Genomic DNA, 18,931 nt, shown 5'->3' on the forward strand with positions numbered 1-18,931 from the left:
TCCGTCCCGGTGGCGGCTGACCGGGTGTAGCGACGCCGCCGCTGGGTACCGCTGTTGTCATCCATTCGGTACGGCTCTCGGAGGCTCTCATGTCCGGTTACCGGGTCAGCGACGTGATGACCCGACAGGTGGTCTACCTGTCGGCCGAGACGCCCCTGGACGAGGCGGCCCGGGTGATGAAGGACGCCGACATCGGCGACGTGGTGGTGACCGACGGGGCCACGTTGGCCGGCATGCTCACCGACCGGGACATCGTGGTCCGCGCGGTGGCCGAGCGGAGTGATCCTTCCACCACCACCATCGGCTCGATCATCACCCGCGAGGTGGTCATGATCGACCAGCACTGTTCGGCCGGGGAGGCCGCGGCGCTGATGCGGGAGCGCGGGGTGCGCCGCATCCTGGTCTGCGACGCGGACCGGAAGCTGGTCGGCATCGTCTCCCTCGGCGACCTGGCGCGGCAGCTCGATCCCGACTCGGCCCTCGGCGAGATCAGCGAGCAGGCCCCCGCCACCTGACCGGTCGGCGGTGGGGCGACGGGACGCCGCCTGGGCCGCCGACGGCGGTCGAGCGCCGGGCCGTGGCGGGACGGGCCGGCGGGTAGCCTGGCGGGATGTCCGAGATGCCGCCCAGGCTGGCCGAGATCGTCGACGAGTTCGCCGCCGCGCCGCGCGACGTGGTGCTGGAGATGCTGATCGAGTACGCCGACGTCCTGCCGCCGTTGCCCGCCGACCAGGTCGACCGGGCGGGTCTGGAGCAGGTGCCCGAGTGTCAGACGGCGTTCTTCCTCCGGGCCCGGGTCGCCCCGGACGGCACGGTGACCACCCTCTTCGACTGCCCGCCGGAGGCGCCGACCACCCGCGCCTTCGCCGGCATCCTCGCCGAGGGGCTGGCCGGGGCGGACGCCGGGCAGGTGCTCGCCGTCCCCGACGACCTGTACCAGCGGATGGGGCTCGCCCAGGCGATCAGTCCGTTGCGGGTGCGGGGCGGCACCGCCATCCTGGCCAGGTTGAAGCGTCAGGTACGCGAGCAGACCGACGGCGCGTCCGGAAGCTGAGCCGCGCGACGGCCCGACGGCCGGGGGAACAGATGCGCCGGAGGGCCGGTTGACCCGGAGCATGGAGATCGAGATCTACGCCGACGTGGTCTGCCCCTGGTGCTACATCGGCAAGCGCCGGCTCGAAGAGGCGCTGGCCGTCCACCCGGGCGAGGTCACCCTCCGCTACCGGCCGTTCCAGCTCGACCCGTCCCCGGTGCCCGAGCCCCGGCCGCTGGTCGAGGGGCTGGGCGCGAAGTTCGGTGGCGCGGAGCGGGCCCGGCAGATGTTCGCGCAGGTCACCGAGGTGGCCGCCGGGGCCGGTCTGACCCTGGACTTCGACCGGGCGGTCACCGCCAACACGTTCGACGCGCACCGGCTGATCCGGTACGCGGCCGAGCGGGGCCGGGCCGCCGAGACGATCGAGGCGCTGTTCCGGGCGTACTTCACCGAGGGGGTGGACGTCGGCTCGCGGGCGGCGCTCGCCACGGTCGCCGCCCCGATCGGCTTCGACGGGACGGAGGTACGCGCCTTCCTCGACTCGGACGCCGGGGTGGCCGAGCTGGCGGCGGAGCTGGCCGCCGCCCGGGAGCTCGGCGTGACGAGCGTGCCGACCTTCGTCCTGGCCGGCAAGTACGCGATCAGCGGCGCGCAGGAGCCGGAGACGCTGTTGGCCGCGCTGGCCGAGGCGGAACGCCGCGAGTCCGACCAGGCGTGATCCGGCCCGGCCGATGTTTCACGTGCAACAACATCGGAGCACGTCGATCACTGTGTGAGCTTGGCCAGCCCCTCGACGACCCGGGCGTTGGGCAGCGCGCCCAACGCCGGGCCGGGCAGCGCGATCTTGCTGTGCCGTACGCCGGAGCCGATGACCACATGCGGCGTGGCGACGACCCGGCTGTCCACCAGGATCGGCCACTCCTCGGGCAGGCCGATCGGGGTGATGCCGCCGTACTCCATGCCTGTCGACCCGACCGCGTCGGCCATCGGGGCGAAGCTCGCCTTACGTACGTCCAGCGCCCGCCGGGCCACCCCGTTCACGTCGACCCGGGTGGTGGCGAGGACCACGCACGCGGCGTAGCGGACGACGCCCTCCCGTTTCCCGGCCACCACGACGCAGTTGGCGGAGACGTCCAGCCCCACCCCGTACGCGACGCAGAAGGCGGCGGTGTCGGCGAGCGAGGTGTCGATCGGAGCCACCAGCACGCCCGCCACGTCCACCGGCACGTCGGCGGGCCACCGCCGCACCGCGTCGGCCACGGGTGGCGCGAGCAGGTCGAGCCGGTCGCGTGCGGGCTCGGTCTTCAACGTCCCCATCACGCCCGTGATCCTCGCACCCGCCGGTACGACCACCCCGCCGCCCTCCGCCGGGACAGCCGCCGCGCCGCCCGTGGAACGTCGCGGACGGGCGGTCAGCGCAGGGCGCTCGGCAGGTACGGCCGTTCCCGGAGCCGCCCGTCGGGCGACTGTTCCGCCCGGCGGACCGCCAGGTCCTCCAGGGCGTGCCGGACGGCCACCCGGATCACGCCGTAGAGGAAGACGAAACCGGCGACGTAGAGGATCATGGCGAGCACCAGTGTGAACATGCGCCCACGCTAGGGTGAACGTGAATCACCGACGGCTTCACCGGCCACGGTTCCCCCGTACGGGTGCCGGTCAGGCCGACTCCAACGCCTCGCCCACCCCCTGCGCCAGCCCGGAGAGATGCTGGTCGGCGAGGAGGTGCCCGGCGGTGATCACCAGCGCCAGCGGCCACTCGATGACCTGCAACGCGGCCAGCACGCCGACCCCCGCGTAGTAGGCCACCTTGTCCGGCGGCAGGGACACCTCGCCGAGCAGCGGGATCGTCACCCGGTGCTCGTACGAACGGACCGTCTCACGTGCCTGGTGTCGAGTCGTCTCCCGCATCGGTACCTCCCCGGTCGGCCGTGACGTCGACCTGGCATTCCACCACCGGCCGGGTTCATGCGCCGCCGGCCGGGCTCATGCCGGCGCCGGCCGCGTCCCGGCCGACCGGTGAGAACGGAGAATCACCCGGTCAACGGGCATAACGGACCGGAGTACGGGAAGGCAGCCGCCCGGAAACCGAGCACGGGAGGCACGATGGCGTACGGGACGCACGACGGTAGCCGGGAACCGGATCGACTCCGAACCGCTCGTACCGTCGCATGATCCCGCTCGGCAGGGTCCTGCCTTTCGTCGGTGACACCGTGCCCCGGCTCGTCCCCACCTTCGTGCCCCGGCTGGTCGGAGACTCCGTGCCCCGGCTGGTCGGTGAAGCCTCCCGCAGCGCCGGCTCGACCGCCGCCCGGCTGGCCCGTACCGCCGGCCTGTCCTCCCGGCGGGTGTGGTCGCGGCCCGGACGGCACCACATCGAGGTGCGCGGGGTCTGCCAGGACGGCGGTGACCGGCTGGCCCGGCAGGTCGAGCAGGCCCTGGAGAAGCTGCCCGGGGTGCGCTGGGCGCGGGTCAACGCCCCGTCCGGTCGGGTGGTGGTGGCCGTCGGGGAACCCGAGCCGAGGCTGCGCGACCTGATCCGGACGATCGAACGGGCGGAACGCCGCAGCGACCACGAGCCCGACCCGGAGATCCCCCCGCCGCACCCGCCCGAGGAGGGCCCCCGCACCCCCCGCACCCTCGGCGGGCTCGCCTCCGACGCGCTCGGCCTGACCCTCGCGGCGGCCGCCCGGATCCTGCCGTTCACCCCGGTGCCGGGCGAGGTGGCCGGCTTCCTCACCGCCGTCGACCTGCATCCGAAACTGCACGCCCTGGCCAACCGTGGCCTGCGCGCCGACCCCCGCGCCGAGCTGGTCTTCCCGCTCGCGGAGGCGGTGGTGCAGGGGCTTTCCGGCGGGTGGACCGGGCTGGTGGTCGACAGCGCCCAACGGGTCGTGCAGTGGGGGGAGGCCCGCGCCCAGCAGGACGCCTGGCGACACGCCGAGCCGCAGCTCACCGGCGACCCGGACCGGGCCGTCGCCCGCGCCCCCGCCATCGGCCGTCCCCGGGCCAAACCGGACGGCCCCATCGAGCGGTACGTCAACCGGGCGTTGCTGGCCGGCGTGGCGGCCGGCGCGGCGGCCATCCCGGCGGTCGGCGTGAAACGGGCCGCGGCGGTGGCGCTCGCGTCGCTGCCGAAAGCCCCCGGCTCCGGCCGCGAGGGGTACGCCGCCCAGCTCGGCCGGATCCTGGCCCGCCGGGGCGTCATCGCCATGGACCGCGGCGTGCTGCGGGAACTCGACCGGATCGACACCCTGGTCCTGGACGCGGCCGTGCTCGGCTCCGACCGGGGCGTCCTGACCGACCTGGCCCCGCTGGCCGGCGTGGACCCGGAACGGGCGGCCAGCCGCGCGTTCGCGCTCTTCGACCCGGCGGCCCCCGAACGACCGCAGGCCGCCGAGGGCTGGCGGCTCGGCCCGCTGGACCGGATGACCGCCCGCGACCCGGGCGACACCGACGACAGCCGACGGCTGCGGGCCGCCGGTGGCCTGCTGCTCGGGCTCGCCGGCGGCAACACGCTCACCGCCGTGCTGCGGGTCGAGTCCGAGCCCGCGCCCGGCGTCGACGCGCTGACGGCCGCCGCCCGCCGGGCCGGTCTCCGCCTGGTGGTCGCCGGGGATACCGACCGCCGGTACGACGTCGCCGACGCCGTGCTGCCCGGCGGGCCCCGGATCGCCGAGACGGTACGGGCCCTCCAGTTCGACGGGGCGGTGGTGATGCTGGTCTCCGCCGACCGGGCGGCCCTCGGGGTCGCCGACTGCGGGCTGGGGGTGGCCGGGCCGGACGATCCGCCCCCGTGGGGCGCTCATCTGCTCGTCGGCACCGACCTGCGGACCTGCGCGCTGGTCGTGGAGGCGACCGGGGTGGCCCGCCGGATGAGCCGACAGAACATCCGGATCGCCGAGGCCGGCACCGGGCTGGGCGCGCTGGCCGCGTTCACCACCGAGCCCCGGCTCCTGCCCGGCCGTACGTTGTCCGCCGTGAACGCCGCCGCCGCCCTCGCCTTCGCGCACGGCGTGTGGCGGGCCCGGCACCTGTCCACCCCCACGGACGGCCCGGCCCCGACCCGTACCGCCTGGCACCTGATGCCGGCGCAGACCGTCCTGGACCTGCTCGACACCCGGGCCGACGGGCTCGCCTCGGCCGAGGTCGCCGGCCGGCGGCGGTCGGGCGACCCGGAGGCGACCGGTCCGGGTGGCCTGTTCCGGGCCTTCGTCGACGAGCTCGCCAACCCGCTCACCCCGGTCCTGGCCGCCGGGGCGGCGCTCTCCGCCGCGTTCGGCTCGCTGGTGGACGCCGCGCTGGTGGGCGGGATAGTCGGCGGGTCCGCGCTGGTCGGCGCCGTCCACCAGCGCAACACCGAACGGGCCCTGGCCGAGCTGCTCTCCCGCTCGGCGGTCACCGCCCGGGTCCGGCGGGACGGCGTCGAGCAGTCGGTGACCGCCGACGACCTGGTGGTCGGCGACGTGATCCTCCTCGGGCCGGGGGACGCGGTGCCCGCCGACTGCCGGGTGCTGGAGTCGGTCGGGCTGGAAGCCGACGAGTCCTCGCTCACCGGGGAGTCCCTGCCGGTCGCCAAGACCGACCGGCCGGTGGTGGCCGCCACCCTCGCCGACCGCCGGTCGATGCTCTACGAGGGCAGCTCCGTCGCCGCCGGGCACGGCACGGCGGTGGTGGTCGCCACGGGCGTCGACACCGAGGCGGGACGGAGTCTGGCCCTGGCCCGGCAGGCCACGCCAACCGGCGGGGTGGAGGCCCGGCTCGGCCGGTTGACCCGGGCGGCCGTGCCACTGGCCGTCGGGTCGGCGATCGCCGTGGCCGGGGCGGGGCTGCTGCGGGGCGTACCGCTGGCCCAGACCGCGGCGGCCGCCGCGAACCTGGCCGTCGCCTCGGTGCCGGAGGGGTTGCCGTTCCTGGTCAGCGCCGCGCAACTGGCCGCGGCCCGGCGGCTGGCCGAACACGGCGCCCTGGTCCGCAACCCGCGCACCATCGAGGCGCTGGGCCGGGTCGACGTACTCTGCTTCGACAAGACCGGCACCCTGACCGAGGGGCGGCTGCTCCTCGCCGGGGTCGGTGACGGCGACCGGTACGCCCCGGTCGAGCGGCTCGACGGGGCGGGCCCGCTCCGGGCGACGCTGGCCGCGGCGCTGCGGGCCACCCCCGACGCGGCGGACCCGGCGGAGCTGCCCGAGCAGACCGACCGGGCGATCCGGCTCGGCGCGCGACGGCTCGACGGACCGGCATCCGACGAACCGGCATCCCACGGACCGACATCCGACGGACCGGCATCCGACGGGCCGGCGGAACGGTTCGGCGCGGACGGCTGGCGGGCGGTCGGCGGCCTGCCCTTCGAGCCCTCCCGCGGCTACCACGCCACCCTCGGCGAGGACGACGACGGCCTGCTGCTCAGCGTGAAGGGCGCCCCGGAGACGGTGCTGCCCCGCTGCGTTGCCCACCGCCGGGCCGACGGCACGCGGCATCCGCTCGACGACCGCGACCGGGCCCGCCTCCAGGAGATCCTGGCCGAACGGGCGGGCGCCGGGCACCGGGTGCTCGCCGTCGCCGAGCGGCGCGTGCCCGGCCGGATGGTCACCGACAGCGAGGTACGCGAGCTGACCTTCGTGGGCTACCTGACGCTGGCCGACGGGATCCGGTCCAGCGCCGCGCCGGCGGTCCGCCGGATCCGGCAGGCCGGCGTGCACACCATCATGATCACCGGTGACCATCCGGCCACCGCCGCGACGATCGCCGCGACCATCAGCCCGGACGGCGACGAGCAGCGGGTGGTCACCGCCACCGAGCTCGACCAGCTCGACGACGAGGCGCTCGCCGACCGTCTGGCCCGCACCGACGTGGTCGCCCGCTGCACCCCGACCCACAAGGTACGCATCATCCAGGCGCTCCAGAAGCGCGGACGGGTGGTCGCGATGACCGGGGACGGCGCGAACGACGCCCCCGCGATCCGGCTCGCCGACGTCGGCATCGCCCTCGGCCAACGGGGCACCCCGGCCGCGAAGGCCGCCGCCGACCTGGTGGTCACCGACGACCGGCTGGAGACCATCATCGCCACCCTAGTCGAGGGGCGGGCCATGTGGTCCTCGGTGCGCCACGCGCTGAGCATCCTGGTCGGCGGCAACCTCGGCGAGATCGCGTTCAGCGTGCTCACCGCCGCCGTCACCGGCCGGTCCGCGCTCAACGGACGACAACTGCTGCTGGTCAACCTGCTCACCGACCTGGCGCCGGCGATGGCCATCGCGGTCCGCCCACCCGCCCGGGGCCACGAGAGCCTCCTCCGGGAGGGCCCGGACACCTCCCTCGGCGAAACCCTGACCAGGGAGATCGGGCTGCGGGCGGCGGCCACCACGCTGGGCGCGACGGCGGGTTGGACGATGGCCCGGTGGACCGGCACCCGACGGCGGGCCGGCACGGTGGCGCTCGCCTCGCTGGTCGGCACCCAGCTCGGGCAGACCGTGCTGGCCGGCGGGACCAGTCCGAGCGTGCTCGCCTCCACCGCCGCCTCGGTCGGCGTGCTGGTCGTCGTGGTGCAGACCCCCGGGCTCAGTCAATTCTTCGGCTGCACCCCGCTCGGCCCGGTCGGCTGGACCATCGCCGCCGGCTCCGCCCTCGGCGCGACCCTCGGCAACGGCGCCCTGACCCGCCTGACGCAGGGAAAGCCCCCTTCCTGACACCCGGGCCGGACACGGCCACCGACGAATCCGAGGCGGAGGAGGTCGACCTGGTGAACCTGCTCAGCGTCCTACCGTTGGCCGTGGTCATGGTCGCCGGCCCGCAGCTCGTCGCCGCGATCTTCCTGGCCTCCAGCCGGACCGCGAAACGCAGCTCGGTGGCGTTCCTGGCGGGCGCCACGCTCGCCGTCGTGACCGCGCTGACCCTCTGGTACGTCGTCTTCCGCGCGATCCGGCACGGCGGCGCCGGCGGGGGTGGTGGTGGCGACGACCGGACCCGGCACCTGATCGACTGGATCGTCCTGGCCGTGCTGCTGGTCCTGATGGCGCTGGTCTACGCCCGGCGCAGGCACAGCCAGCCGCCGAAGTGGATGGGCCGGTTGGAGGACGCCGGGCCCCGGTTCGCGTTCGGGCTGGGCTTCCTGCTCTTCGCCGCGATGCCCAGCGACGAGGCCACCATGCTGTCGGTGGCGGGCAGCCTGGCCGGGCACGACAAACCGTGGTGGCACCTGCTGCCGTTCGCGCTCCTGACGCTGCTGCTGCTCGCGCTTCCGCTGCTGTCGCTGCTCGTCCTCGGCCGCCGGGCCCTGGCCGTCCTGCCGAAGATCCGGGACTGGGCGAACACGCACTCCTGGCTGGTCAGCGAGGCGGTCATCCTGATCTTCGTAGCGATCGTGGTGTCCGACCTGCTGAAGTGAGCCGCCCGCCGGCCCGTGCGGGCATTGGCCGGTGGCCGGCCCGTGCGGCCGATGGCCGGTTAGTCCGCCAGGTAGCCGGTGGCCGGGTCGATCTCCGCGAGGAAGGACCGGATGGCCTCCGTCATCTCCGGCCGGCTCAGCCGGGACCGGTCGGAGCTGCTGGACCCGAAACCGTACTCGTGCGGCCCGCTGAGCCAGTCGAAGTCGTACGTCCCGGGCTCGTCGGCCCGGTGGCGCACCAGGAACTCCTCCCCGTCCACGGTCAGCCGGACCTGGTCGTCGTACCTGGGCAGGGTGGACTCGGGCGCGAGGCCCGGCTCCGGCTCGTCCGACACGTCGGCTCCTTCGCAGTGCTCCCAGGCGGCGGATGACCAGCCCCGGTTTGACGTCCGACGCGGCCGACAGGTGCGCGAAGTGGGACGATCTCGCAGCTCTGCAGGAACCGGCCGAGTTGGACCTGGCGGCGGGTCCCGCCAGGCCTGGCCGCCACGACGGCGGGGACGAGCAGCCGACAGCCCTCCTCCACCGCCAGATGGGCTTCCCGGGCCGCCACGCCGAGCGCCTTCACCAGTCCCCTAGGCAGGGTAACGGTGACCTTCTTCATCGCCTATACGAACACCATGCGCCGATATGGCGTCGCTGAGCCGCTCACCCGCGCTGGACGGGTCGACCGCACACTCGCCAGGCGCCAGTGGGTGCTCTGCCGGGCACCGGGGTGGGGCGCTCACCCTCGACCCGGGGCGTCGCCATTCCCGCGAAATGGGGGTGACCCGCCCTGCGAAAAGCGCCTTATCCCAGAAACGTCGAGCGGGTAGCCTCGCGTCGGCCTCTGATGGTTGTCGTCGCGCTAGAAGGACGGGCATGATCAACCCTGCTGACATGAATACCGATGAGGTCCACACGGTTCTGGACACTCTCGCTGCCGCCGGCTGCAACGCATGGATCAGCGGTGGGTGGGGTGTGGACGCGTTGTTCGGACGGCAGACTCGTCCGCACCGTGACCTGGACCTGGCAGTCGCCGCAGAGGACGAAGCAGCGGCCCTGCTGGCTCTCGGCCGCCTGGGCTACGTCATCGAGACTGACTGGCGCCCGGTACGCGTTGAAGTGGTCGCCGAAGCGCGAGGCCGAGTAGACCTTCACCCGCTCAAGTTCGACGAGGTTGGCCACGGCCACCAGGCTGGCCTCGATGGCGGTAGCTTCCGTTGGCCGAAGGAGTGCTTCACCACTGGAGCCATCGCCGGCCGCCCGGTCAACTGCATCTCGGTGGAGCAGCAACTGCTGTTCCACAGCGGGTACGAGCCGCGCGACATCGACCGCGCCGACCTGGCCCTCCTGCACACACTCGCAACAGAGGCGAAGCGAACAAGCGATATCGTCTGACAATGGGCGTCAGGGGACCGACGGAGGCCAGCGATGCCTGCGCCAGTCCTCCCATGTCGTGAATCCCGCCGGCGCGCAATCGACAGGTTCGCTGCCGTCGAGCTCCCCTTGCGTCGGGATGCTGATGAGGGCAGCCCACTGGGCGAGCTCCTCGTCGGACATGTGCCACGTCGTGTGCGGCTCTTCGGCTTGACGCCGGTCAAGTCGTCTCCGCTGCTCAGCCGGTGGGAGTTCGAAATAGCGCATCTCCACCGCCGCGCCGAGGTCGGCGGCTGCCTGCCGTAGCGCGGATCGCTCGTCTCTAGCCCAGAGACCGAAGTCGATAACAACGCTGACACCGAGCTCGAGCGCGCGCAACCCGATCTCGATGAGCCGTCCTTCGATCACGTCCGAGGCCGACGGCGGGTTCGCGAGACCGTACAGAGCCTTCACCCACTCGTCCTTCGTGAGGCGAAGAGCCTTCTCCTCCACTTCGATGCGTCGCGCTTCTGTCGTCTTCCCGGTGCCTGGCAGTCCCACGGTCAGGAACAGAGTCGGTCGTGTCGTCATCGTTTCCCCAGCGGCCGCTTCCTCGATGATGCCGGCCAGTCCGCCAAGCGGTACAGCTCGGGTTGGTCCTCGAAGGTCACCTGGAAGGCGTAGAAGCGCTCGTCTGGCGGCCCCGGCCATCGATCGCGTGCTGGGCGACGAGGGGGCATCGTGAACGGCTTGGCTGTACGGGTGGCTGTACCCGGGACCTAGATCAACCGGTGTTCGTGCTGGTGGAGCCCAGGGGACTCGAACCCCTAACCCCTGCCTTGCAAAGGCAGTGCTCTGCCAGTTGAGCTAGGGCCCCGAGAGCGGAGAAACGACCGCCGCAGATCGCAGGTTACCGCAGGTCGGGGGCGGTGGTCGCCTCGTGCCACAGGGCGCGCTCGTCGTTCGACGCCTTGATCTTCTGGGCCACGACGACCGCGACACCGACCACGCCCAGCAGGAACAGGACTTTCTTGGCCATGGGGCGACCCCTCACGCTCGACTGCCGTCGGGACGGTGTGCGGTGGGGCTAGCTGGAATCGAACCAGCGACCTCAGAGTTATCAGCTCTGCGCTCTAACCGACTGAGCTATAGCCCCGCGTGCGACGAGCAAGGTTAACCCATCCGCTCATCCGGCCCCAAACCGGGGTCGGTGACCGCTGCCGTCGCCGACCAACCTACCCGTACGCGTGATGCCGGGGCGACCGCTTTCCGCGGCGCCCCGGCATCACCGGGCGCTGGGCGCGATCACGCGCGCGTCCGACCCTTCGTGTCCGGGCGGCTCAGTCCCGCTCGGCGAGGGTGAGCTCGACCCCGCCGACCAGGTCGGCGCAGACGTTGTAGACGAACGCCCCGAGCGTGGCGAGCGCCGTGAACAGGACGACGTTGACCAGCCCGAGCAGCGCCGAGCTGAGGATCACGCCCTTGGCGGTGATCTGGAACCCGCCGCTGCCCGCCCCGCCACCGGCGTTGACCAGGTCGGCGAGGCTCTCGTTGACGCTCTGGAACACGCCCATGGCGTCCAACGCGAGGTAGAGCACCGAGGTGGCGACCACCACGACGATGAAGAGCACCACGGAGACGGCGAAGGCGAACTTCATCACCGACCACGGGTCGATCCGCTTGAGGTTCAGCCGGGCCCGACGCGGACCACGGGACGCCGCGGACGTGACCGAGGTGCGCGCCGCGCGTACCGCGTCGTTGACCCGGGCCGCCCCGACCGCCGACGACCCGACGCCGGGCGGCAGGCCGCCGCCGTTCGGGCGGGGCGCGCCGGGACGTCCGGGGTCCGGCTGGCCGCCGCCGACCCGGGACTGGGTGCCGGTCGACGCCGTGCCGGCCCCCGTCGTGGGGATCGGCTGGGTTGTCGTCGGACGGGCGGCGGCGCCGCTGCCCACCGGTGTGATCCCCGATGTCGGCGCGTCGACGCCGATCGCCTCGGTCCGGTCGGACTTCCCGGCGTCGTCCGCTGCCGGTTTGTCCGGCGGCGGCGTCATCCCGGGGGCCCGGGTGAACTTCGGGGCAGGCGCGTCGGCGGGGACCGTGGCCCGGCCCACCGCGGCGCGGCCGGTCGCGGGGGTCCCGCCCTTCGCGGCATCCTCGTCGACCGGTTTGGCCGAGGCCCCCTTGTTCCCCGACTTCGCCTGTGTCTCCGTCATCAACTAGTCCTGTTCTTCAGGCTCGTCGGCATTGCGAGCAATCGCCACGATAGTCACGCCGTCCGGGAGGTCCATCAGCTTGACCCCCATTGTGTTCCGATCACGCGTACGGCGTACAGGCTTCACCGGAGTCCGGATGACGCCACCGTTGCTGGTGATCGCGAACAGCTCGTCGTCCGGGTCGATCACTACCGCGCCGACCAGACCACCCCGACGCTCGGTGATCTTCGCAGTCAACACGCCCTTACCTCCCCGGCCCTGCACCGGGTATTCCTCGATGGGGGTCCGTTTCGCGTATCCCCCGTTCGTCGCCACCAGGACGTCCATGCCCTCCCGTACGACCTCCATGGCCAGCAGGACGTCCTCGTCGCTGAACCGCATGCCGATCACCCCGGAGGTCGCCCGTCCCATCGGGCGCAGCGCCTCGTCGGTCGCGTTGAACCGGATGGCCTGGGCGTTCTTGGAGACCAGCAGCAGGTCGTCCGCCGGCCCGGCCAGGGCCGCGCCGACCAGCTCGTCCTCGTCGCGCAGGTTGATCGCGATGATGCCGCCGGATCGGTTGGAGTCGAACTCCTCAAGCTTCGTCTTCTTCACCAGGCCGTTCTTCGTGGCGAGTACCAGATAGGGCGCCACCTGGTAGTGCGGAATCTCGATGATCTGCGCGATCTGCTCGTCCGGTTGGAAGGCGAGCAGATTGGCCACGTGTTGGCCCTTCGCCACCCTACTGGCCTCCGGAAGCTCGTACGCCTTGGCCCGGTAGACCCGCCCCTTGTTGGTGAAGAACAGCATCCAGTCGTGGGTGGAGCAGACGAAGAAGTGGCTGACGATGTCGTCCTGCCGCAGCGTGGCGCCGCTGACGCCCTTGCCGCCCCGCCGCTGCGAGCGGTACAGATCCACCTTGGTCCGCTTGGCGTACCCGGTGCGGGTGATGGTGACCACCACGTCCTCGCGGGCGATGAGGTCCTCCATGGAGACCTCGCCGTCGAACGGGATGATCTGGGTCCGCCGCTCGTCACCCCACTTGGCGACGATCTCGCCCAGCTCCTCGGAGACGATCCGCCGCTGCCGCTCCGGCTTGGCGAGGATGTCCTTGAGGTCGGCGATCTCGATCTCCAGCTTCGCCAGGTCGTCCAGGATCCGCTGCCGCTCCAGCGCGGCGAGCCGGCGGAGCTGCATGTCCAGGATCGCGGTCGCCTGGATCTCGTCGATCTCCAGCAGCCGGATCAGGCCCTGCCGGGCGTCCTCCACCGTCGGCGACCGCCGGATCAGGGCGATCACCTCGTCCAGGTGGTCGAGCGCCTTCGCCAGACCGCGCAGGATGTGCGCCCGCTCCTCGGCCTTGCGCAGCCGGAACGCCGTCCGCCGCCGGATCACCTCGATCTGGTGCTCGACGTAGTAGCGCAGGAACTGCGCCAGGTTCAGCGTGCGCGGGACGCCGTCGACAAGCGCCAGCATGTTCGCGCCGAAGGTCTCCTGGAGCTGGGTGTGCTTGTAGAGGTTGTTCAGCACCACCTTGGCGACCGCGTCGCGCTTGAGCACCAGCACGATCCGCATGCCGGTACGGCCGGAGGACTCGTCCCGGATGTCGGCGATGCCGGCGAGCTTGCCCTCCTTGATCAGCTCGGCGATCCGTTCGGCCAGGTTGTCCGGGTTCACCTGGTACGGCAGCTCGCTGACCACCAGCGCGGGGCGGCCCCGCTTGTCCTCCTCGACCTCCACCACCGCGCGCATCCGGATCGAGCCGCGACCGGTCCGGTACGCGTCCTGGATGGCCTGCTGGCCGACGATCAGGCCGTGGGTCGGGAAGTCCGGACCCTTGACGATCTCCAGCAGCGCTTCGAGGGTGGTGGCCTCGTCCTCGTCCGGGTGCTCCAGGCACCACTGCACCGCCGCGCCGATCTCCCGCAGGTTGTGTGGCGGGATCTTGGTGGCCATGCCGACCGCGATGCCCTCGGAGCCGTTGATCAGCAGGTTCGGGATCCGGGACGGCAGGATGGTGGGCTCCTTGGCCCGGCCGTCGTAGTTGTCCTGGAGGTCGACGGTGTCCTCGTCGATGTCCCGCAGCATCTCCATCGCCAGCGGGTCCAGCTTGCACTCGGTGTTGTGGCTGACGAAGCCGTCCGAGACGAACGAGTGGTCGTCGGTGTCGACCCGGATGCTGTAGACCGGTTGCACGCCCGCGTCCACCACCGAGTCCACCTCGGCGTAGTAGAAGCGTCCGTCGACCAGCGGCTCGACCACGTCGAGGACGTCGGCCTCGGTGATCCGGGCGGCGATCTCGTCCCGGTCCCGCTCCCAGCGCTCGACCCGGTCGACGTTGTGCCGACGCAGCCAGTCCCGCTCGGTCCAGCGGGTGGCGCCGTGCTCCCGGACGAAGTCCGCCACGAACGGGACGTGGTCGCCGGACAACGCGGTGTTGGTCGCCGGCACCGACGCCAGCTCCGACTCCAGCTTGGCCTGCTTACGGCCGAGGAAACCGACCTGCTGGGCGAAGATCCGGGCGTCGCGGCGGTTGGTGACGACGACCTTGATCTCGCCGCCGTCGTACCGGCACTGCCGGCTGATCACGCCGAACTCCAGCAGGAGCTGCTGTACCTCGCGGGCCAGCCGGTCGCTGCGGGTCGAGTACGAGACCTGGATGGTGTTGCGGGGCAGCAGCGACGAGGAGCCGTCCCCTTCGAAGAGCGCCTGGAGGAAGGCGCGCTTGACCGCCGCCGGCCCCTGCCAGACGAACTCGGGCACGAACTTCGCCGCGCTCCGCGCCCCGACCAGCTCACCGAGGATGCTCGCGCGCAGCGCGGTGAGGTCCTGGACGTCCAGCTCGTGCAGCAGACTGCCGGAGGCGATGGTCCGCTGGCCGACGTAACGGGGGCCAGCGACCGCGAGGTCGTAGGCGGCGAGCACCCGGACGAAGAACTCCCGGTCGACGTTGTCGAACCCGGCCCGGTTCTCGGAGACCCAGCCCTCGCTGACGAAGGCGCCGGCGAGGACGGCGGCCTCGACGTGCTCCAGCGTCGGGTAGCCGATCTCGTCCGGCACGGTCCGCTGGATGACCACTCGGTCCCCGGGGGAGATCTCGGCGAGCAGCTTCCAGAGCAGCGTGGGCACGCCGGCCACGTTCACCAGGCAGAGCACCGGGTGGTTGTGGGTGCCGGTCAGCTCGTACCCCTCGCGGGTGCGCAGCCGCAACGTCGGGTGCTCGCCGGAGTGGAAGAACTTCGAGGCGTGCGCCAGGTCGCCGTTGCGGTCACGGACCTTGAGCGTGATGTCGGTCTCGCTGCTCGGGGCTGTGCCGGGCACGACCTGGTCGATCCGGACCGACCCCTCAGCGGTACGAATCCGGGCATCAGCCGCAAGACAGTACCTCATGGCCGCAGCCGGGTCATTGCCGGGCGAACCGAAGTTGCCGTTGCCGTCGACCAGCGGGTACCGCAGCGACCAGGGCTGGGCCATCCGGACCAGGGCGTCGTAGATCGCCGAGTCGCCGTGCGGGTGGAACTGACCCATCACGTCGCCGACCACCCGGGAGCACTTCACGTAGCCCCGGTCCGGCCGGTAGCCGGAGTCGAACATGGCGTAGAGGATCTTGCGGTGGACCGGCTTGAGCCCGTCCCGGACGTCCGGCAGCGCCCGCCCCACGATCACGCTCATCGCGTAGTCGAGGTAGGAGCGCTGCATCTCCACCTCGAGACCGACCGGTTCGATCCGGTCGTGCGCCACGACGGCGGCGCCGGTCTCCGGGGTCTCCGGTGGGTTAGGGGTTGACTCGGGAGTATCGGTCACTTGTTAACCCTTATCAGACTCAGAGTCGGTTTTGCGCTGTGGATAACGGCTGTGGATACCGCGGAACCTGTGGATAACTCTGTGGATCGACGGGGTGCCGGTGTGCCCCGGCCCCCCGCCACCATCCGTCAGATGTCCAGGAACCGCACGTCCTTGGCGTTGCGCTGGATGAACGAGCGGCGCGCCTCGACGTCCTCACCCATCAACACGCTGAACAACTCGTCGGCGACGGCGGCGTCGTCGAGCGTGACCTGCCGCAGGGTACGGGTCGCCGGGTTCATCGTGGTTTCCCACAGTTCGGGATAGTTCATCTCGCCGAGACCCTTGAACCGCTGGATGTCGTCCGGCTTCGCGTTCGGCTTCTTCTGCTGACGCAGCGCGATCAGCCCGTCCCGCTCCCGGTCCGAGTACGCGTACTGGGCGTCGTCGCCCTTCCGGTTCCACTTGATCTTGTAGAGCGGCGGGGCGGCCAGGTAGACGTGCCCCAGCTCGACCAGCGGGCGCATGAAGCGGAACAGCAGGGTCAGCAGCAGGGTCTGGATGTGCTGGCCGTCCACGTCCGCGTCGGCCATCAGCACCACCTTGTGGTACCGCAGCTTCTCCATGTCGAAGTCGTCGTGGATGCCGGTGCCCAGCGCGGTGATCAGCGCCTGGACCTCGTTGTTCTTCAGCACCCGGTCGATGCGGGCCTTCTCCACGTTCAGGATCTTGCCGCGGATCGGCAGGATCGCCTGGGTACGCGGGTCACGACCCTGCTTGGCCGAGCCACCCGCCGAGTCACCCTCGACGATGAAGACCTCGCACTCCCGCGGGTCGGTGGACTGGCAGTCGGCCAGCTTGCCGGGCATCGAGCCGGACTCCAGCAGCGACTTGCGGCGGGCCAGCTTGCGGGCCTGCTGGGCGGCGATCCGGGCCCGGGCGGCCTGGGACGCCTTCTGGATGATCACCTTCGCCTCGGCCGGGTTGCGGTCGAACCAGTCGACCAGCCACTCGTTGCACACCCGCTGCACGAAGCTCTTGACCGGGGTGTTGCCGAGCTTGGTCTTCGTCTGCCCCTCGAACTGCGGGTTCGCCAGCTTGACCGAGATGATCGCGGCCAGCCCCTCGCGGATGTCCTCCCCGGAGAGCTTCTCGTCGGCCTTGAGCAGCTTCTTCTCGGCGCCGTACTTGTTGACGAGGGTGGTCAGCGCGGCCCGGAAGCCCTCCTCGTGGGTGCCGCCCTCGTGGGTGTTGATGGTGTTCGCGAAGGTGTAGACGGACTCGCCGTACGACTCGTTCCACTGCATGGCGATCTCGACGGACATGCCCTCCTCCTCGCCGCCGAACTCGACCACCGTCTTGTGGATCGGGTTCTTCGAGGCGTTGAGGTGCCGGACGAAGTCCGCGATGCCGCCCTTGTAGCAGAAGGTGACCTCGCGCTGCTTGCCGTCCTCGCCCTCCGGGACGCGCTCGTCCAGCAGGTGGATGGTGAGGCCGCGGTTGAGGAAGGCCATCTCCTGGAGCCGCCGGTAGATGGTCTGGAAATCGAAGTCGACGGTCTCGAAGACGTCCGGGTCGGGCCAGAAGGCGACCGCCGAGCCGGTGCGGTCGGTGGTCTCGCCCTTGGCCAGCTCGCCCGGCTTGGATGCCTCGTACCGCTGCCGCCAGACGGAGCCGTGCTTGTGGATCTCGACGGCCATCCGGGTGGAGAGCGCGTTCACGACGGACACGCCGACGCCGTGCAGACCCCCGGAGACCGCGTAGGCCTTGCCGTCGAACTTTCCGCCGGCGTGCAGCACGGTGAGCGCCACCTCGACGCCCGGCTTCTTGAGCTTCGGGTGCAGGTCGACCGGGAAGCCCCGGCCGTTGTCGGTGACCCGTACGCCACCGTCGGCCAGCAGCACCACGTCGATGGTGTCGCAGTACCCGGCCAGCGCCTCGTCGACCGCGTTGTCCACGACCTCCCAGACGAGGTGGTGCAGACCACGTTCCCCGGTGGACCCGATGTACATGCCGGGCCGCTTGCGGACCGCCTCCAGACCCTCGAGGACGGTGATCGACTCTGCGCCGTACTCCTGCTTGTTCTGGTCTGCCACCCTCGGCCACTTTCTCGCGCCGTCCGCGCCGCAGGGCGCGTCGGACGCGGGTTCGGCGGACAGGACGCGACGTCGGGCGCGCGGACCGGCACCATGGATTCCGGGGTACGGGCCGAGCACGCCGGTCGCCGCGGTTGCCCGCGGATCGCGATCAACTCAGGTGACACGGGAACGTCCGGGGGTCCGTGGCGTCGCTCCGCGTCAGATCTTCGTCTCGCCCCTAATCCTACTGTGCGCAGCCGACAGAACCACCACTCGGCACCCCTTGAAGGCGGCTCAGACCTCCGCTGCCGGCCGAATCGCGCCCCCCACGACTCCCCCTACACGAACAGGCCCGTTCGTCGGGCGCGTTCGCCGACGGGTACTCCCACCCGTCCCACCGGCCACCGGTACGCCCCGGGGTCGCGCGGAGCACGCAGCGTGCCGTACGTTGGCGGCGCTGCCGGGGTGCCGCACTTGATCTTTGAACGGCAGAATCAGACGATCGGACCAACTGGCCCGACACGTGCACTGAAGAGGTGACGCCCGATGGGGCTGGACAACGTCGCGGTGCTCTGGCCGCGTACCGGCCGCTTCTACGACCCGGTGGCCCCGGCCGAGTTCGTCGACTTCGGCGAGATCGTGGAGATCCCGCAGATCTCCGCGCCGACCGCCGCGCTCGCCGAGCTGATCGCCAAGACCGGCACGGTACGGGCGACCGCCTACACCGAGCTGGTGGATCTCCTGCTCGGCCTGGAGAACGTGCTCTACGCCACGGAGAACGCGGCCGAGGACGAGGACCCGGTGATCGACCCGGACGGCTGCGGCTGGATCGCCGACGGCCTGGAACGGTTCGTGGCCCGCCACCGCGAGCACGGTGAGGCGGTCACGTTCGACTCGGTCAGCGCGGTGCTGCGGGCGCTGCTCGGCGACGGCCGCCTGGCCGAGCAGCAGCTCCGCTGGCTGGAGGGCCGGCTGGACGGCCTGCGCGACGACGCCGGCGAGCCGCCGCAGTGGAACTTCACCTGCGCCGAGCTGGCCGTTCTGGCCGCCTTCTACCGCCGCTGCGCCGATCGCGGCTTCGCCGTCTACGCCGCCACCTGACGCGCTCGTCGCCACCAGACGC

16 protein-coding genes and 2 tRNA genes are annotated in these 18,931 nt (G+C 71.7%); 7 read left to right on the top strand and 11 right to left on the bottom strand.

The window, feature by feature from the left end; all coding sequences use genetic code 11:
• The first annotated feature begins 89 nt into the window (after window positions 1-89).
• From O7606_RS18930 to O7606_RS18940, 3 genes are all read left to right on the top strand, one after another.
• Window positions 90-515, top strand: coding sequence for a CBS domain-containing protein (locus O7606_RS18930; protein WP_281595356.1), 426 nt, complete (start codon window positions 90-92; stop codon window positions 513-515).
• A gap of 95 nt (window positions 516-610) precedes the next feature.
• A complete protein-coding gene (locus O7606_RS18935) occupies window positions 611-1,054 on the top strand; it encodes a SufE family protein (RefSeq protein WP_281595357.1) in 444 nt (147 codons plus the stop codon).
• A gap of 61 nt (window positions 1,055-1,115) precedes the next feature.
• Entirely contained in the window at window positions 1,116-1,751 is a 636-nt protein-coding gene (locus O7606_RS18940) for a DsbA family oxidoreductase (RefSeq protein WP_281599757.1), read from the top strand.
• 47 nt (window positions 1,752-1,798) lie between these two features.
• Here the strand turns inward: O7606_RS18940 and O7606_RS18945 are convergent, their stop codons facing one another.
• From O7606_RS18945 to O7606_RS18955, 3 genes are all read right to left on the bottom strand, one after another.
• Window positions 1,799-2,350 (bottom strand): YbaK/EbsC family protein, encoded by a 552-nt coding sequence (locus O7606_RS18945; RefSeq protein WP_281599758.1) that lies wholly within the window; start codon window positions 2,348-2,350, stop codon window positions 1,799-1,801.
• A 95-nt stretch (window positions 2,351-2,445) separates the two neighbouring features.
• Complete coding sequence (locus O7606_RS18950) at window positions 2,446-2,619, bottom strand: hypothetical protein (RefSeq protein WP_281595358.1); 174 nt, start codon at window positions 2,617-2,619, stop codon at window positions 2,446-2,448.
• 70 nt (window positions 2,620-2,689) lie between these two features.
• Complete coding sequence (locus O7606_RS18955) at window positions 2,690-2,941, bottom strand: hypothetical protein (protein ID WP_281595359.1); 252 nt, start codon at window positions 2,939-2,941, stop codon at window positions 2,690-2,692.
• 260 nt (window positions 2,942-3,201) lie between these two features.
• On the opposite strand from O7606_RS18955, the gene O7606_RS18960 reads away from it, so the two are divergent.
• Window positions 3,202-7,716, top strand: a complete 4,515-nt coding sequence (locus O7606_RS18960) for a heavy metal translocating P-type ATPase (RefSeq protein WP_281595360.1) — start codon at window positions 3,202-3,204, stop codon at window positions 7,714-7,716.
• Window positions 7,717-7,769: 53 nt separating this feature from the next.
• A complete protein-coding gene (locus O7606_RS18965; protein ID WP_281595361.1) occupies window positions 7,770-8,414 on the top strand; it encodes a GAP family protein in 645 nt (214 codons plus the stop codon).
• Between the two features lie 59 nt (window positions 8,415-8,473).
• Here O7606_RS18965 and O7606_RS18970 read toward each other — a convergent pair whose 3' ends face one another.
• Entirely contained in the window at window positions 8,474-8,749 is a 276-nt protein-coding gene (locus O7606_RS18970) for a hypothetical protein (RefSeq protein ID WP_281595362.1), read from the bottom strand.
• A 526-nt stretch (window positions 8,750-9,275) separates the two neighbouring features.
• Here O7606_RS18970 and O7606_RS18975 point away from each other — a divergent pair.
• Window positions 9,276-9,794 (top strand): aminoglycoside adenylyltransferase, encoded by a 519-nt coding sequence (locus tag O7606_RS18975; protein ID WP_281595363.1) that lies wholly within the window; start codon window positions 9,276-9,278, stop codon window positions 9,792-9,794.
• A gap of 9 nt (window positions 9,795-9,803) precedes the next feature.
• Here O7606_RS18975 and O7606_RS18980 read toward each other — a convergent pair whose 3' ends face one another.
• The 7 genes from O7606_RS18980 to gyrB form a co-directional block, all read right to left on the bottom strand.
• Window positions 9,804-10,343, bottom strand: coding sequence for an ATP-binding protein (locus O7606_RS18980; protein WP_281595364.1), 540 nt, complete (start codon window positions 10,341-10,343; stop codon window positions 9,804-9,806).
• A 210-nt stretch (window positions 10,344-10,553) separates the two neighbouring features.
• Window positions 10,554-10,629, bottom strand: a tRNA-Ala gene (locus O7606_RS18985).
• Window positions 10,630-10,662: 33 nt separating this feature from the next.
• The gene (locus tag O7606_RS18990; RefSeq protein ID WP_281595365.1) at window positions 10,663-10,791 is read right to left on the bottom strand and encodes a DLW-39 family protein; all 129 of its coding nucleotides are present in this window, start codon (window positions 10,789-10,791) and stop codon (window positions 10,663-10,665) included.
• Window positions 10,792-10,834: 43 nt separating this feature from the next.
• Window positions 10,835-10,908 (bottom strand) — tRNA-Ile (locus tag O7606_RS18995).
• Between the two features lie 184 nt (window positions 10,909-11,092).
• Window positions 11,093-11,968: a DUF3566 domain-containing protein gene (locus tag O7606_RS19000; protein ID WP_281595366.1), complete on the bottom strand. Its 876-nt coding sequence runs from the start codon at window positions 11,966-11,968 to the stop codon at window positions 11,093-11,095.
• Window positions 11,969-11,971: 3 nt separating this feature from the next.
• Window positions 11,972-15,751, bottom strand: coding sequence for an intein-containing DNA gyrase subunit A (gyrA, locus tag O7606_RS19005; protein WP_281595367.1), 3,780 nt, complete (start codon window positions 15,749-15,751; stop codon window positions 11,972-11,974).
• Window positions 15,752-15,879: 128 nt separating this feature from the next.
• On the bottom strand, window positions 15,880-17,826 hold the full coding sequence (gyrB, locus tag O7606_RS19010; protein ID WP_281595368.1) for a DNA topoisomerase (ATP-hydrolyzing) subunit B: 1,947 nt from the start codon (window positions 17,824-17,826) through the stop codon (window positions 15,880-15,882).
• Between the two features lie 528 nt (window positions 17,827-18,354).
• Here gyrB and O7606_RS19015 point away from each other — a divergent pair.
• Window positions 18,355-18,909, top strand: coding sequence for a hypothetical protein (locus O7606_RS19015; RefSeq protein WP_281595369.1), 555 nt, complete (start codon window positions 18,355-18,357; stop codon window positions 18,907-18,909).
• The last annotated feature ends 22 nt before the right edge of the window (window positions 18,910-18,931 follow it).

Source organism: Micromonospora sp. WMMD882, assembly GCF_027497255.1.
Taxonomy (GTDB): domain Bacteria; phylum Actinomycetota; class Actinomycetes; order Mycobacteriales; family Micromonosporaceae; genus Micromonospora.

What these genes read in the sequence shown, in the direction of transcription:
- O7606_RS18960 (WP_281595360.1), top strand. Translation starts at nt 3,202, where the DNA reads ATGATCCCGCTCGGCAGGGTCCTGCCTTTCGTCGGTGACACCGTGCCC.
- O7606_RS18950 (WP_281595358.1), bottom strand. Translation starts at nt 2,619, where the DNA reads ATGTTCACACTGGTGCTCGCCATGATCCTCTACGTCGCCGGTTTCGTC.
- O7606_RS18980 (WP_281595364.1), bottom strand. Translation starts at nt 10,343, where the DNA reads ATGACGACACGACCGACTCTGTTCCTGACCGTGGGACTGCCAGGCACC.
- O7606_RS19015 (WP_281595369.1), top strand. Translation starts at nt 18,355, where the DNA reads ATGGGGCTGGACAACGTCGCGGTGCTCTGGCCGCGTACCGGCCGCTTC.
- O7606_RS18930 (WP_281595356.1), top strand. Translation starts at nt 90, where the DNA reads ATGTCCGGTTACCGGGTCAGCGACGTGATGACCCGACAGGTGGTCTAC.
- O7606_RS18975 (WP_281595363.1), top strand. Translation starts at nt 9,276, where the DNA reads ATGATCAACCCTGCTGACATGAATACCGATGAGGTCCACACGGTTCTG.
- O7606_RS18940 (WP_281599757.1), top strand. Translation starts at nt 1,116, where the DNA reads ATGGAGATCGAGATCTACGCCGACGTGGTCTGCCCCTGGTGCTACATC.
- O7606_RS18945 (WP_281599758.1), bottom strand. Translation starts at nt 2,350, where the DNA reads ATGGGGACGTTGAAGACCGAGCCCGCACGCGACCGGCTCGACCTGCTC.
- O7606_RS19000 (WP_281595366.1), bottom strand. Translation starts at nt 11,968, where the DNA reads ATGACGGAGACACAGGCGAAGTCGGGGAACAAGGGGGCCTCGGCCAAA.
- O7606_RS18955 (WP_281595359.1), bottom strand. Translation starts at nt 2,941, where the DNA reads ATGCGGGAGACGACTCGACACCAGGCACGTGAGACGGTCCGTTCGTAC.
- O7606_RS18935 (WP_281595357.1), top strand. Translation starts at nt 611, where the DNA reads ATGTCCGAGATGCCGCCCAGGCTGGCCGAGATCGTCGACGAGTTCGCC.
- O7606_RS18990 (WP_281595365.1), bottom strand. Translation starts at nt 10,791, where the DNA reads ATGGCCAAGAAAGTCCTGTTCCTGCTGGGCGTGGTCGGTGTCGCGGTC.